Below are 14,325 nucleotides of genomic sequence, written 5' to 3' on the forward strand. Positions count from 1 at the left end.
CGGTGTCAACCCAGCGAGGAGACGTCATGTCGGCGTTGGACTGGACGGTGGTCGGCGGCTACTTCGTGGTGATGGTGGCCATCGGGATGTGGGCGAAGGCGCGCATCCACAACGCGGCCGACTTCTTCGCCGCAGGCGGCAGGATGCCGTGGTGGCTCTCCGGCATCTCGCACCACATGTCGGGTTACAGCGCGGCGGTATTCGTCGGGTACGCGGCGATCGCCTACACCGAGGGGTTCGTTCTCTACATCTGGTGGGCGCTCGGCATCACCTTCGCCATGCTCGTGGGTGCTTTCGTGTTCGTACCTCGCTGGCCACGACTGCGCATGAGGCTCGGGGTGATCTCGCCGCTGGAGTACCTCAAGATCCGCTACAACCTCCCGACGCAGCAGGTGCTCGCCTGGAGTGGCACGGCACTCAAGGTCTTCGACGTCGGCGCCAAGTGGACCGCCACCGCCCTGCTGCTGAACGTGTTCGCCGGCGTCCCACTCGCGTGGGGCGTCCTACTCACCGGCGGCGTCACGCTGATCTACTCGACCATCGGCGGGCTGTGGGCCGACGCGCTCACCGACCTGGGACAGTTCCTCATCCAACTCCTCGCCGGCGTCGTGATGTTCGTCGCGGTGCTGGCCCACCTCGGCGGCGTCTCGTCGATCTGGACCATGTGGGGCGACCTTCCCGAAGGCAACGCCGAACCGTTCAGCGGGCAGTACACCCCGCTGTTCGTGCTGGTCTACCTGCTCATCAACACGCTGTCCTACAACGGCGGCACCTGGAACCTCGCGCAGCGCTTCATCGCCTCACCGAGGGGCAGCACCGCCCGCCGGGCCGCGCTGCTCTCCGCCGGCCTGTACCTCGGGTGGCCGCTGGTGATGTTCTTCCCCATGTGGGCGGCGCCACTGCTGCTGCCCGACCTCGCGAACCCGGAGCAGTCGTACGCCCTGCTCACCCAGGAACTGCTGCCGGTGGGGCTCGTCGGCCTCGTCCTCGCCGGACTCTTCTCGCACACCATGGCGATGACCGGATCCGACGCGAACGCCATCTCCGCAGTGGTCACCCGCGACATCCTGCCCGCCGTGTGGCGCGGCATCCGCGGCGCGGCAGCGCGCACCGAGCTCGTCGTCGGGCGGGTCAGCGTCTTCACCTTCATCGCGTTGAGCATGGTCATCGCGCTCACCGCCGACAGCTTCGGCGGCGTCCTCGGCCTGATCATCTTGTGGTTCGGCGCTCTCGTCGGGCCGATCGCCATCCCGATGCTGTTCGGCCTGCTTCCGGCGTTCCGGCGCTGCGGGCCGGCGGCCGCGATCCTGTCCTGGGCGGCTGGCCTGGTGACGTTCGTCGTCACGAGGTACGTCATCGACGCCTGGGTCGTCTCGCTGGCGCCCGACCTGGTGACGGCGGTCCAGGTCGGCGGACCGGTGGTCGTCGCGCTGCTGGCGTACATCCTCATCGGGTTGGTTCGGCCGTGGCACGACGTGCGCTCCGCCGAACTGGTCGACGCCCTGTCCACCGACGCCGACGACGCCGGCACTCCGGAGCGCGCAGATGCCCGAGCCGGCTGAGGCCGACCCGATCGAGGCCAATCCGATCGAAGCCAGTCCGATCGAAGCCAATACCGCCATCGGGCGGCACCTCGTCGATGATGTGCTCGCCTGGTGGATGGCACACGGCCCCGACCGCGAGCACGGCGGCGTGTTCACCTGCTGGAACAACGCGGGCACGACGCGCGTGTCGACCGACAAGTACACCTGGTCGCAGGGGCGCTGGGTCTGGCTGATGGCGCGGGTCGCGACGGCCGCCGCTCGTGGTGTGTGCGCTATCGATCCCACGATTTACCTCGCGCAGGCCCGGTCCACCGCTGCCTTCGTCCGCGACACCGCCGTGCGGCCGGACGGGACGACGGTGTTCGTGACCGACCGCGCCGGGCGGCCGACGCCGGGCGCCGGTGAGGCCAGCGTGTTCGCGGACCTGTTCGCCGCGCTGGGCTTCGCCGGCCTTGCCCAGGCCGAGCGGGTCGTCGAGGCGCCGGACGGTGAGCGGTGGGCCGACCTCGGCGAGCGGCTGCTCGCCACCGCCGCGGAACGCATCGCCGCCGGGACGTTCGAGTCGGCGCCCTATCCCGTGCCGGCCGGGCACGCGTCGTTCGCCCTCCCGATGATCCTGGTCGGCGTGGGCGAGCAGGTGCACCGCGCGACGGGGTCCGACCGGTCGGCGGGCATCGTCCGGGGCGCCGTCGCCCAGATCGAACGGACGCACCTGCGCGAAGCGGACGTCGCCGAGATGCCCCCGCTCGTGCCCGGCCGGGACGACACGATGCTGGCGCGGCACCGGGCGCCGGGGCACGTGCTCGAGGCCCTGTGGTTCCTGCGGCACGCGGCGGATCTCGCGCCGGGCAACCTCGCCGACCGCCTGGACGACCTGTGTGACGTCGCGGTCCACGCCTGCCGAATCGGCTGGGACGACGAACACGGCGGGTTGTTCCGGTTCGCCGACCGGGACGGCGGCGGCGAGCCGCGCGGCAGGCGTACGGACGATCGCTACGAGGCGCTGGTCGCCGACACCTGGGACACCAAGCTCTGGTGGCCACATGCGGAGGCGCTCTACACGTTGGCCCTGCTCGGCGCTCAGACCGGCCGGGCGGACGTCGCCGAGTGGTACGAACGGCTGCGTGCGTACACGATGGCGACCTTCCCGGCCGGTCCGGGACAGGAGTGGATCCAGATCCGCCGGCGCGACGGGAGTCCCTTGGAGGCCACCGTCGCGCTCCCCGTCAAGGATCCGTTCCACATCGCTCGCGCGCTGCTGCTCCTGGTCGAACTGGCCCACGACCCGCTGCCGCCGGAGGGTGGCCGCTCCGGGAGGGTGATCGCATGAGTGGCGAACGGACAGTACGCGCAGGGGCCGCCGTGGTCGACGTGACACCGCCGGCGGGCACCACGATGTCCGGCTACGCTGCCCGCCTGGGCCCGGCGACCGGCGTCCACGACCCGATCACGGTGCGGGCGGTCTGCGTCGAGGACACCGCGCTGGTCGCGGTCGACGTGGTGGGCCTGCACGAGGACCTCTGCGCCACCGTGGCACGGCGGTGCCCGCTGCCCGATGAGGGCGTACGCATCCACGCCACGCATACCCACAGTGGTCCCGCCAGCGTGCCCGGCCGGCTGGGCGGCGGTGTCGACGCGGTCTGGCTGGCGAAGCTGGAGGACGCCTGTGTGGAGGCGATCGCTGCGGCCGCCCGGCGGCGCGTGCCCGTGCAGGTGCTGGCCGGCTACGGTGCCGAGGTCGACGTGGCACGCAACCGGCGGCGTACCGATGGTCCGGTCGACCACAGCCTGCCGGTGGTACGGCTCGTCGCCGACGATGGTGCTTCCGTCGCGGTGGTGATGTCGTACGCCTGCCATCCGGTCGTCCTCGGCGCGGACAACACGTTGCTCAGCGCCGACTATCCGGGCGTGGTACGCCGGCTGGTCGAGGCGCGCCATCCGGGCTGTGTGGCGCTGTTCCTCACCGGGTGTGCGGGCGACGCGAACACCGGGCACGCGGCGAGCGCGTCCGTCACCCAGCAGGCCTCGATGTCCAGGACCTTCGCCGCCGCCGAGCAGGCGGGTGAAACGCTCGCGGCCGCGGTGCTGGACGCCCGCCTGGTCGCACACGCTGGTCCGGTGCGCGCGGACAGGACCACGGTGGACCTGGACATCGCTGACGACCCAGGGGTGGATGGAGTCGACGAGTGGCGACGCCTCGCGGCCGATCCCGGCACCGACCCGGGCCTCACGGCACTGATGCGGTACTGGCTCGACTGGTCAGAACGCATCGCCGGCAGGGGCGAACGCCGTTGGCCCGCGCCCGTGGGGGTTCTCGACTGGGCCGGCGTACGGATCGTCACCCTGCCGGGAGAACCGTTCGCCCAGATCGGGCTCGACATCCGGGCGGCAGTCGGTCAGAGGGCCGGGCCCGCGGCGGTCACGATGGTGGCGGGCTACACGGACGGGTGCCCGGGCTACCTCCCGACCTCGACCGAGTATGCGTTCGGTGGGTACGAAGTCGAGGAGGCGCACCGCTACTACGGCCTGCGCGGACCGTTCGATCCCGGATCGGCGGAACGCCTGGTCGAGGCCGCCACAGCACTGGCTCGGTCCTAGGCGTCCTGCCTAGCCGGCACTCCGTCAGATCCCGCGTACGATCCCCGATCCCCCGCAGACACCGCGCGCGAATGGTGTTGCGCCAGGTGGCGGCTGTCGTCGAGCCTGCCGTGGTGACCACCTCGAATGTCAGCATCCAGCCGGTCGTTCCCGCGCTCATGCCACCCACCATCCGGTTCCTGACCGAGTGGGTGACCGGCAGCGAGGCGAAAGCCGACGAACACCTGGAGGACCACCCCTCCGGCGGCGGGTCCAGTTTCGTCGCCATGCACGGCGACGAGGCCGTCGGCATCGCCACCATCCGGTGGGAGTCCAGGTATGCCGGCTTCAGGGACCACGGCATACCCCTGCTCCACCAGGTCTCGGTGGCGGAGCCATTCCGCCGGCAGGGCATCGCGACGAGGCTGATGGACACCGCCGAACGACTCGCCCGGGACCGTGGAGCCGCGACTCTCGGCATCACCGTCGGCCTGTTCGACGAGTACGGCCCGGCGCAACGGATGTATGCCAGGCGCGGCTACGTCCCCGACGGGCGCGGCGCCTGTGTCGGCGCCACGCCCGTCAGTGAGGGCACCACGGTGACCATCGGGCACGACCTGATCCTGTGGCTCACCAAGGACCTTCGCTTACCCGACTCCGGACCGCGATCACCCGATCGGGTCACGGACTGAGGGTGACCGGGATGTCGACCACGTGGATCCGGGAGCCGTTCTCGGCTGACACTTCGTACACCTGGATCGTCCCGGGTTGGGTTCTGCCGACCGCGAAGCGGACGGCTGTGGAGTAGCTCCCCCGGCAGCCGGTTCCGCAGGTGGCGGTGGTGAAGGCGGTCGCGATCTCGGCGCCCGAGGCGTCGAGAATGCGGATGCTCACCGTGGCCTCGAAGACGTTCGCGGTTCCGGAAACCGTGACCGGGCTGGTGACCGCCGCGCCGATGTGCGGCGACGTGACCACGATCGGCGGCAGCAGGTCGGCGTAGTCGGCTCGTCCGACCGGCATGTTTCCGGCGCCGTTGATCCGGAACTCCACCTTGGAGAACGTCGGATACTGCGTCAGCGTGTAGACGACCTGCGCCTGTCGTTGCCGAGCGAGGGTTCGACCACCGGCGAAGAACGACGACGGCAGGTCGATACTGGCGACTCCTCGGGAGTACGACGCGATCGAGAACGTCGTGTCCGTACGGATCGGGCTGCGCATCCCGGCCGCGGCCTCGACCGCGGACGGTCCGGCGACCAGCTCGGTCACCGCGAGGTGGGCGACGGCGGGCGTCCAGGGCCTGGTCCTGCTCGTCACGGCCAGCGCGCCGTCCCGGACGAACCAGAGCTGGAACGTGTGGACCTTGCCGGGAGAGCCCGGATCCTTGGGCCGGGGACTCGCCGACGTGGTGCCGGGCGGCTGGCCGGGCGGTCGGGGCGGACTTGTTCGTGTCGGTCCTTCGCTCGCCGACGTCCCCGGTGTCGGCGCAGGCGTCTTCGTGGTGGGCGGCGGCGTGGACGGAGACGGCGACTGGCTGCGCGGCGCCGACACGGTGGGCGCAGGGCCGAGCGCTCCCGAACCGGACGCCGCGCAGGCCGGAAGGGCGAGCGCAGCGCCCAGGGCGAGTGCGACCAGCGGAACAGTGAGCCGACGACGCCCAGCGTGGACAGGGCGGGTGAGATGGGTGTTCATGGTGCTTCCCCCTTGAGAGGTTCGTGCACCTCACGGTCCGCGCCGAGTTCATCGGCAGCCTCACCGTCGCGTAACAGTCGTGTCACCGCCGACGGCCCGGGCGGTGCACTCGCCGGCCATGCGGCCACCGGTCCTGCGGGCGCTCGTGGCGTGGAAGCTCGTGTGGGGACTGGGTCGGCGGTCACCGGTAGCCGCAACCGGAACTGCGTCCCCTCACCGACGTTGCTGCTCACCTCGACGGACCCGCCGAGCAGGCCGACGTTCTCCCGGACGATGGCGAGTCCGAGGCCGCTGCCGCCGCCCGAGCGGGCCGTGTCGACCTTGTAGAAGCGTTCGAACAGATGGGGCAGGTGCTCGCGCGCAATTCCCGGACCCTGGTCGGTGACGCTCATCGACACCCACTGCCCGTCCCTGCGCAGACGAACGGCGATCCCGCCGCCGTCCGCGCCCGGATCACCGTGCTCGACCGCGTTGCCGACCAGGTTGGCGACGATGCGTTCCAGCCGCCTCTCATCACTGAGCAACGTGACGGGCTCCCCTTCCACCCGAACCGAGCGGTCCCAGCCGTGCCTCCGCAACACGGCGGCGACAAGTGCGGTGAGGTCGACCTCCGTACGCCGTACGTCCTCACCACCCGCACTCAGCCGGGAGATCTCCATCAGCTCGTCGACCAGCCGCCGCAGCCGCAGGACGTCGCCCACCAGCAGTTCGGCGGGGCGGCGCGCCTCGGCGGGCAACCGGTCGAAGCTGTCGGCCAGCAGGGAGGCCGCCGCGACGAGAGCGGTCACGGGGGTACGCAGCTCGTGGGCGACGTCGGCGGTGAACCGCCGCTCCCGCTCCTGCGCCGCCGACAGCGCGGCGATCTTCGCCTCCAGAGCCCCGGCCATCCGGTTGAACGACGCGGCCCACGCGCCGAACTCGTCGCGACCCTCGGCGGGCAGGCGCGTGTCGAGCAGGCCTTCGGCCACGGCGCGCGCCGCCTCGCTCGCCCGTGCGACCGGGCCGAGGGTACGCCGTGCGATCACCGTGCCCACCAGGGTCGCCACCGCGACCACACCCAGCCAGCCACCCAGCAACGCGGCGGCAAGCTGCGCGAGGTCGGCATGGAGGCGATCCTCGACGAACACGACGAAGAGCTCCGCCGAGCACGTCGACGCCGGTGCTGTCGGGCCGACGCCCTCCCGGCTGGTGCAGCCCGGGATCCGACCACCGACGACGAGCAGGTGGCGGCCGGCGTCCACGACGCGTTCGTACCCGATCTGACCGCTGGCGGTGACCGAGCGGAGGCGCTGCGACAACGGCGGATCGAAGCCGGGGTTGGAGGCCACCGCCTGGGTGCCCTGCACGAGGATGACGTGCCGGCCGCTCTGTTCGAAACTCCCGAGCAGCCGGGCGCTGCGGTCGTTGTCCAACGGCAGGAACTCACGGGCCACCAGGAGCTGGAACCGTACGTCGGACTCCGCGCGCTGCAGGGACTCGGCGAACCGGGCGTTGTGGACCAGGGCGTACGCCCCGATCGCCAGCGCCGCCGCGGAGACGCCGGCGACGAGGACGAACGCGATCGTCAGCCGGCGCCGGAACCGCCACATCTGCGGAACCCTCGGCCGCCCCGCGACCAGCGTGCGCCGGGCCATGGCGGCCTACTGCCGCTCGACTGGCGCGCCGGGCGTGAGCTTGTAGCCCACGCCACGGACGGTCCGGATCAGCACGGGCCGGGTCGGATCATCCTCCACCTTCGCGCGTAGCCGCTGGACGGCGACGTCGACGAGCCGCGAGTCGCCCAGCCGGTCGTAGCCCCACACGCGGTCGAGCAACAGCTCCCTGGTGAAGACCTGGCCCGGTCGGCGCGCGAGCTCGACCAACAGCCGGAACTCGGTCGCAGTGAGGGCGAGTTCCCGGCCGCACTTGTGGACGGTGTAGCTCGCCGGATCGACCACCAGGTCTCCCACCGCGAACGGGGTGTCCAGCGGCGGCGCGGTCGCTCGACGCAGCACGGCCCGCAGCCGGGCGATGAGCTCGTGGATCTCGTACGGCTTGCGTACGTAGTCGTCGGCGCCACACTCGAGACCAACGACCACATCGATGGGGTCCGTCCGCGCCGTGAGCATGACCACCGGCACCCGGCTCGTCCGGCGAATCTGCCGGCACACCTCGAACCCGTCGAGCCCCGGCAGCATGACATCGAGCAGCAGCAGATCGAACGCGTCCCGCCGCGCCCGCGCGAGGCCCTCGCTGCCATCGATTGCGGTCGTGACCCGGAACCCCGCCCGCGCCAGGCCAAGGGCGGTGATCTCCCTGATGGAGGCATCGTCCTCGACGAGAAGGACGTGGGCGTTCATGTCTCAGCGTAGATCCGCTGCCGGCGGCGCCACGGGCAAACGCCGACATCGCTGCCTTGCCGCCGGCCTCAGAGCAGCGTTCAGCCTTCGGCGGAGGGCTCCTGCGGCTCGTAGTCGAGGTTGGGACGCAGCCAGCGCTCCACCTCGGAAAGGTCGAGGCCGCGCCGCCCGGCGTACTCCTCGGTCTGGTCCCTGCCGAGGCGCCCCACCGTGAAGTACCTGGACGACGGGTGGGCGAAGAGCAGGCCGCTGACGCTGGCGGCGGGCGTCATCGCGAAGGAGTCGGTCAGCTTCATGCCGAGCCCGTGCGCATCGAGCAGGTCGAACAGCTCCTGCTTCTGGCTGTGATCCGGGCTCGCGGGATAGCCGAGGGCCGGCCGGATGCCGCGGAAGCGTTCGGCGTGCAGGTCCTCGATCGCCGGGTCGGCGTCGGGTTCGTACCACGCCCGCCGCGCCTCGAGGTGGATGTGCTCGGCGAACGCTTCGGCGAGCCGGTCGGCCAGCGCTTTCGCCATGATCGCCCGGTAGTCGTCGTGCCCCGCCTCGAAGCCCGCGGCGAGTTCCTCGGCACCATGGATGGCCACCGCGAAACCGCCCAGATGGTCCCCGGCCGGGGCGACGTAGTCGGCCAGGCATCGGTTGGGGCGCCCGGCCGGCTTCGCCGTCTGCTGGCGCAGCATCGGGAAACGCACCCCGGTGCCGAGAACGATGTCGTCGCCCTCGGAATGTGCCGGCCAGAAGCCGTACGCGCCACGAGCTCTGAAGCTGCCATCGGCGACGATCTGGTCAAGCATGGTGTTCGCGTCGTCGAAGAGTTCGCGGGCCACCGGCTGGTCGAGGATGGCCGGGTACTTCCCCGTCAGTTCCCAGGCGAGGAAGAGGAACTGCCAGTCGATCATCTTCCGCAGCGTCGTCAGATCCGGTGTGATCGTGCGTACGCCGGTGAAGGCCGGAACCGGGAGGTCCTCGAAAGGCACCTCCTCCCGGTTCGCCCGAGCCTTGGCGAGTGTCAGCAGAGGAGTACGCCGTCTGCCCGCATGCTGTTCGCGCAGCCGTTCCTGCTCGGCGCGGTTGCTCACAGCCAGTTCCTCGGCCCGGTCGGTGTCGAGCAGGTTCGAGACGACGCCGACGACCCGGGACGCGTCGAGCACGTGAACCGTGGTGTTGTCGTAGGCGGGGGCGATGCGTACCGCCGTGTGCTGGCGCGAGGTCGTGGCACCACCGATCAGCAGCGGCTGCTTCAGCCCGCGGCGTTGCATCTCCGTAGCGACGGTGACCATCTCGTCCAACGACGGCGTGATGAGGCCAGAGAGCCCCACAGCGTCAGCGTTCTCGGCGGCCGCGGTGTCCAGGATGACCGACGCGGGCACCATCACGCCGAGGTCGACGACCTCGTAGTTGTTGCAGCCGAGGACGACACCCACGATGTTCTTGCCGATGTCGTGGACGTCGCCCTTGACGGTGGCCAGGACCACTTTCCCCTGTCCACGAACGGATTCCGCCCGCCCCTCCTTGATCGCCTGCTGCTTCTCGGCCTCCATGAACGGCTCGAGATAGGCAACCGACCGCTTCATCACCCTCGCGCTCTTCACCACCTGGGGCAGGAACATCTTCCCGGCGCCGAAGAGGTCACCCACGATCTTCATGCCGTCCATGAGCGGTCCCTCGATCACGTCGAGCGGACGCGCCGCCTGCTGCCGGGCTTCCTCGGTGTCCTCCTCGATGAAGTCGACGATGCCGTGCACGAGGGAGTGGGCGAGCCGCTCCTCGACGCCTGCTTCGCGCCAGGACAGATCGACGGTACGACGGGTGCCGGAACCGCTCACCGTCTCCGCGAAGGAGACGAGCCGGTCGGTGGCGTCAGGGCGCCGGTCGAACAGGACGTCCTCGACCAGCTCGAGCAGGTCCGCCGGCACGTCCTGGTAGACGGCCAGCTGGCCGGCGTTGACGATGCCCATGTCGAGACCCGCGCGTACGGCATGGAACAGGAACGCCGAGTGCATCGCCTCGCGTACGACATTGTTGCCACGGAAGGAGAACGACAGGTTGGAGATGCCACCGCTCGTCCGCGCGCCCGGGCACCGCTCCTTGATCAACTGCAGTGCGTCGATGAACGCCTTCGCGTAACCGTTGTGCTCACTGATCCCGGTCGCGACCGCGAGCACGTTGGGGTCGAACACGATGTCCTCGGCAGGGAAGCCGATCCGCTGCGTGAGCAGGTCGTACGCCCGGGCGCAGATCTCCACCTTGCGCTCCGTGGTGTCCGCCTGGCCCTGCTCGTCGAAGGCCATCACGACCACGCCGGCGCCGTAGGCGCGGACCTTCCGCGCCTGCTCGAGGAAGGGCTCCTCACCCTCCTTGAGGCTGATGGAGTTGACAATTCCCTTGCCCTGGACGCATTTCAGCCCGGCCTCCAGCACGCTCCACCGCGAGCTGTCGACCATGATCGGAAGGCGGGCCGCCTCCGGCTCCGTCGCGACCAGGTTGAGGAACGTGGTCATGGCCTGCTCGCTGTCGAGCAGGTCGGCGTCCATGTTGACGTCGAGCAGGTTGGCCCCACCACGGACCTGCTCCAAGGCGACGTCGACGGCGGCCTGGTGGTCGTCGCCCTCGATCAGGCGGCGGAACCTCGCCGAGCCGGTGACGTTGGTGCGTTCGCCGATCATGACGAACCCGGTGTCCGCGCCGATCTCGAAGGGCTCGAGACCGCTGAAGCGGGTGTGTGTCGCGGCCGGCGGAACCTCGCGCGGTGACATACCGGCGACGGCGGCCGCGATCTGCTCGATATGGGCCGGCGTCGTACCGCAGCAGCCACCGACGATGTTGACCAGGCCCGCGCTCGCGAACTCGCCGAGCAGCCGGCCAGTCTCCGGCGGCGTCTGGTCGTACCCACCGAACGCGTTCGGCAGGCCGGCGTTGGGATAGGACGCGGTGTAGGTGTCGGCCAGCCGGGACAGCTCCGCGACGTGCGGCCGCATCTCGTCCGCACCCAGGGAGCAGTTCAGACCGACGACCAGCGGCTCGGCGTGTTCGACCGAACGCCAGAACGCCTCGACGGTCTGGCCCGACAGCGTGCGGCCACTCAGGTCGACGATCGTGACCGAGATCCACAACGGCAGGTGCGGCGCGACCTCGCGCGCGGCGGCGACGGCCGCCTTCGCGTTGAGCGTGTCGAAGATCGTCTCGATCAGCAGGACGTCGACGCCCCCCTCGGCCAGGGCCTGGATCTGCTCGGCGTACGCGGTCCGGACCTCATCGAAGGTCACCGCGCGATAGGCGGGGTCCTCGACGTTCGGCGACAGCGACAACGTGACGTTCAGCGGTCCGATCGAGCCGGCGACGAACCGGCCGCCCACCTCGTCGGCCGCCTGGCGGGCCAGCTGCGCGCCGCGCAGGTTCATCTCCGGTACCAGCGCCTGCAGCCCGTAGTCAGCCTGGCCGATGCTGGTCGCGGTGAAGGTGTTCGTCGTGGTGATGTCCGCACCCGCCGTGAGGTACTGCCGGTGCACGTCGAGAACGACGTCGGGACGCGTGAGGTTCAGCAGGTCAGGGTCGCCGGTCACGTCGTGCGAGTGATCGCTGAGCCAGTCCGCGCGGTAGTCCGCCGGTGCCAGGCCGGCCTGCTGCAGCATCGTGCCCCAGGCCCCGTCGAGCACGACGATGCGCTGGTCGAGGAGTTCTCGAAGACCGTGAGCGGCTTCACCCGCCGTGACTCCGCGCGTACCTCGGGCGTCGTCCTGTCCACGATCATCGTCGCGGCTCGAAGACCTGACCACTGGAGCACCTCCCACTCGCTGGGAGGCGCCCTTGCGATCAACAGTCCGGGTCGAGCGTGGCGGGCATCAGCCCGTTGCAGCGCCTCTCGACCCGGGTCCGAGGATACCAAGGACGGGTCGACCCGGTGTTGTGGCGCATCGGCCGGGCGGTGCGGCGCCTGCCGTGGTGCGCCATCTGACGCGGGCGGGCTGGCACCGCGATGGGGCTGATCTCGTTCGCCCTCAGCGGATCTGCCCACAGCAGAGGATGAGCCGGCGAGGGCCGTTCCTCGACGACAGTGGTGGTCGGAACGGACCCTCAAGGAGGCACCGTGAACCTGTCCATGATCGAGGCGGCCACCGGCACGAACACCTTCGACGACCAGCTGGCCGCCCGCCTGTTGCACCATCGCATCGTCCTACTCGGCTCAGAGGTCGAGGACGTCAGCGCCAACCGGGTCTGCGCCCAGCTGCTACTGCTGTCGGCGGAGGACCCCAGGAGCGACATCAGCCTGTACATCAACAGCCCCGGCGGCGTGGTCTACGCCGGGATGGCGATCTACGACACGATGCGACTGATCCCCAACGACGTGTCGACCCTGGCGATGGGATTCGCGGCGAGCATGGGCCAGTTCCTGCTCTGTGCCGGTACGAAGGGCAAGCGGTTCAGCCTGCCGCACACCCGGATCATGATGCACCAGGGCTCGGCCGGGATCGGCGGAACCGCCGTCGACATCGAGATCCAGGCGGAGAATCTGGAGTACTCCAAGGCACAGATGCAGCGGCTCCTCGCCGAGCACACCGGCCAGTCGGTCGAGACCATCCGGAGCGACAGCGACCGCGACCGCTGGTTCGCCCCCGAGGAGGCCCGCGACTACGGGATGATCGACACGGTGGTGGACTCCCTCGACACCATCGGTCACGGCATCGGCCGCAGGGGGTTCTGAGCCATGGCCCACTACACCATCCCCAACGTCATCGAACGCACCCACACCGGCGAGCGCGCCACCGACGTCTTCAGCCGCCTGCTGTCCGACCGCATCATCTTCCTCGGCAGCGAGATCGACGACGACGTGGCGAACGTCGTCATGGCGCAGTTCGTCCATCTCGAGGGTGCGAGTCCGGACACCGAGATCTCGCTCTACATCAACTCACCCGGTGGTTCGTTCAGCGCACTGATGGCGATCTACGACACGATGCAGTACGTACTTCCTGACGTGGCGACGATCTGTCTCGGGCAGGCGAGCTCGGCCGCTGCTGTGCTCCTGGCCGCTGGCGCACCCGGCAAACGCTTCGCGCTCAGGCATTCCCGGGTGCTCCTGCACCAGCCGGAGGCCAGGGGGCAGGGCGCTCTGTCGGACCTGCAACTGCAGGCCCGGGAAGTCTCACGGGTGCGTGCCCAGATGCTTCAGGTCCTCAGTGAGCACACCGGACGGTCCATCGAGTCCCTCCGCGCCGACACCGACCGCGAACGCGTGTTCGACGCTGACGAGGCGCGCGAGTACGGCCTGGTCGACGGCGTGATCACCAACCGCAGCGAGCTTCTGGAGCCGATGTTCACGCGGCCATGAGCACCGGGCCGGTGGGACGCCCGGCCGGGATGGCGCGGGCCTCGACGGTCAGCACCCGAAAGGTCCGCGCCACCAGGTCGGCAAGGCGGATGTTCAGGGCGGCGCACACGGCTTCGAGAATCTCCGACGAAGCCTCCTTGCGGCCCCGCTCGATCTCGGAGAGGTACTGCATCGACATGCCCGCGGCGTCAGCGACCTCGGTCAGGGTCCGCTCCTGCTCGGTGCGGACGTCGCGCAACGCCCGGCCGATGGCCGCACGCAAAGGCAGTTCTGGCGGTCGCGTCCGGGGCCGTAGGGGAACCACCTTGTCCGCGCTCATCCATACCCTCCTCGCTGGTCCGGCCAGCGTACCGCGGCGCCCTTTCCCGTCGGCGCGGATCGCGGCACGGTCGTCCTCGCCGGGCGCGTGCGGCGCAAGCTTTGCAGCACGGCGAATCCGCCGGCGTCTTCGTGAGCGCGGAGACATCCCGGCCGGTGGTGACCGGCTGACCTCGACATCGTGCCGCGCGCTGTCCACGCCGTACATATCCACGGATATGCCGATCTGCCGCCTGGCTGGCGATCGACCCCAAACCCCTGGCCGGCGACCCCGGATTCGAACCGCTCCCTGCCCTGCACAACCGATGGGACGACGTTGTCGCGACGGCAGACGTTCCGCGTGCCGTGCGACGCCGCTTGGACCTGATGACCGACACGCTCGGCCTTGACCGGCAGGGCGCCATCGGCTGGACGCTCGGACGCGTTCTGCAGAACGTTCTCTGGGACGTGGGGAACGCCGACACCACTGTGCACACAGGGCCGGACAGGGCGATCGCGCAGATCCTGCTCGACCAATAGCGAGGTACGTACG

11 protein-coding genes, 1 pseudogene and 1 riboswitch are annotated in these 14,325 nt (G+C 70.1%); of the genes and pseudogenes, 7 read left to right on the plus strand and 5 right to left on the minus strand.

The genetic code is table 11. The annotated features are described in order from the left end of the window. Positions 1-2 precede the first annotated feature (2 nt). The 4 genes from ABN028_RS10975 (at position 3) to ABN028_RS10990 (ending at position 4,813) form a co-directional block, all read left to right on the plus strand. Positions 3-1,562: a sodium:solute symporter family protein gene (locus tag ABN028_RS10975; protein WP_349696526.1), complete on the plus strand. Its 1,560-nt coding sequence runs from the start codon at positions 3-5 to the stop codon at positions 1,560-1,562. Beyond that, on the plus strand, positions 1,546-2,874 hold the full coding sequence (locus ABN028_RS10980) for an AGE family epimerase/isomerase (RefSeq protein ID WP_349696527.1): 1,329 nt from the start codon (positions 1,546-1,548) through the stop codon (positions 2,872-2,874). The genes ABN028_RS10975 and ABN028_RS10980 overlap by 17 nt, the downstream gene beginning before the upstream one ends. Beyond that, positions 2,871-4,142 carry a neutral/alkaline non-lysosomal ceramidase N-terminal domain-containing protein gene (locus tag ABN028_RS10985; RefSeq protein ID WP_349696528.1) on the plus strand — a complete coding sequence of 424 codons (1,272 nt, stop codon included), beginning with the start codon at positions 2,871-2,873 and terminating at the stop codon, positions 4,140-4,142. Before ABN028_RS10980 ends, ABN028_RS10985 begins: the two co-directional genes overlap by 4 nt. 113 nt (positions 4,143-4,255) lie before the next feature. Then, positions 4,256-4,813, plus strand: coding sequence for a GNAT family N-acetyltransferase (locus ABN028_RS10990; protein ID WP_349696529.1), 558 nt, complete (start codon positions 4,256-4,258; stop codon positions 4,811-4,813). Here the strand turns inward: ABN028_RS10990 and ABN028_RS10995 are convergent. From ABN028_RS10995 to metH, 4 genes are all read right to left on the minus strand, one after another. Continuing rightward, positions 4,803-5,810: a Gmad2 immunoglobulin-like domain-containing protein gene (locus ABN028_RS10995; RefSeq protein WP_349696530.1), complete on the minus strand. Its 1,008-nt coding sequence runs from the start codon at positions 5,808-5,810 to the stop codon at positions 4,803-4,805. The two genes, ABN028_RS10990 and ABN028_RS10995, sit on opposite strands and share 11 nt — an antisense overlap. Further along, complete coding sequence (locus ABN028_RS11000; RefSeq protein WP_349329437.1) at positions 5,807-7,444, minus strand: sensor histidine kinase; 1,638 nt, start codon at positions 7,442-7,444, stop codon at positions 5,807-5,809. Before ABN028_RS11000 ends, ABN028_RS10995 begins: the two co-directional genes overlap by 4 nt. 6 nt (positions 7,445-7,450) lie before the next feature. After that, positions 7,451-8,149, minus strand: coding sequence for a winged helix-turn-helix domain-containing protein (locus ABN028_RS11005; protein WP_349696531.1), 699 nt, complete (start codon positions 8,147-8,149; stop codon positions 7,451-7,453). Positions 8,150-8,229: 80 nt separating this feature from the next. Continuing rightward, positions 8,230-11,925: a methionine synthase gene (gene metH, locus ABN028_RS11010; RefSeq protein WP_349696532.1), complete on the minus strand. Its 3,696-nt coding sequence runs from the start codon at positions 11,923-11,925 to the stop codon at positions 8,230-8,232. Positions 11,926-11,941: 16 nt separating this feature from the next. Beyond that, positions 11,942-12,019, minus strand: a riboswitch (S-adenosyl-L-homocysteine riboswitch). A gap of 229 nt (positions 12,020-12,248) precedes the next feature. On the opposite strand from metH, the gene ABN028_RS11015 reads away from it, so the two are divergent. Then, on the plus strand, positions 12,249-12,851 hold the full coding sequence (locus tag ABN028_RS11015) for a ClpP family protease (protein ID WP_349329502.1): 603 nt from the start codon (positions 12,249-12,251) through the stop codon (positions 12,849-12,851). Between the two features lie 3 nt (positions 12,852-12,854). Next, entirely contained in the window at positions 12,855-13,475 is a 621-nt protein-coding gene (locus ABN028_RS11020; protein WP_349329434.1) for a ClpP family protease, read from the plus strand. Here the strand turns inward: ABN028_RS11020 and ABN028_RS11025 are convergent. Further along, positions 13,462-13,794 (minus strand): helix-turn-helix domain-containing protein, encoded by a 333-nt coding sequence (locus ABN028_RS11025; RefSeq protein ID WP_349329433.1) that lies wholly within the window; start codon positions 13,792-13,794, stop codon positions 13,462-13,464. The genes ABN028_RS11020 and ABN028_RS11025 overlap by 14 nt on opposite strands. A gap of 233 nt (positions 13,795-14,027) precedes the next feature. Here ABN028_RS11025 and ABN028_RS11030 point away from each other — a divergent pair. Further along, positions 14,028-14,243, plus strand: a pseudogene (locus ABN028_RS11030) (aminoglycoside phosphotransferase family protein); the annotation flags it as partial. Positions 14,244-14,325: the final 82 nt, after the last annotated feature.

It is taken from the genome of Actinopolymorpha sp. B17G11, assembly GCF_040196095.1.
Classification (GTDB): domain Bacteria; phylum Actinomycetota; class Actinomycetes; order Propionibacteriales; family Actinopolymorphaceae; genus Thermasporomyces.

Coding starts and splice junctions, on each gene's coding strand:
- ABN028_RS10985 (WP_349696528.1), top strand. CDS start 2,871: ATGAGTGGCGAACGGACAGTACGCGCAGGGGCCGCCGTGGTCGACGTG.
- ABN028_RS10995 (WP_349696530.1), bottom strand. CDS start 5,810: ATGAACACCCATCTCACCCGCCCTGTCCACGCTGGGCGTCGTCGGCTC.
- ABN028_RS10980 (WP_349696527.1), top strand. CDS start 1,546: ATGCCCGAGCCGGCTGAGGCCGACCCGATCGAGGCCAATCCGATCGAA.
- ABN028_RS11000 (WP_349329437.1), bottom strand. CDS start 7,444: ATGGCCCGGCGCACGCTGGTCGCGGGGCGGCCGAGGGTTCCGCAGATG.
- ABN028_RS11015 (WP_349329502.1), top strand. CDS start 12,249: ATGATCGAGGCGGCCACCGGCACGAACACCTTCGACGACCAGCTGGCC.
- ABN028_RS11025 (WP_349329433.1), bottom strand. CDS start 13,794: ATGAGCGCGGACAAGGTGGTTCCCCTACGGCCCCGGACGCGACCGCCA.
- ABN028_RS11020 (WP_349329434.1), top strand. CDS start 12,855: ATGGCCCACTACACCATCCCCAACGTCATCGAACGCACCCACACCGGC.
- ABN028_RS11005 (WP_349696531.1), bottom strand. CDS start 8,149: ATGAACGCCCACGTCCTTCTCGTCGAGGACGATGCCTCCATCAGGGAG.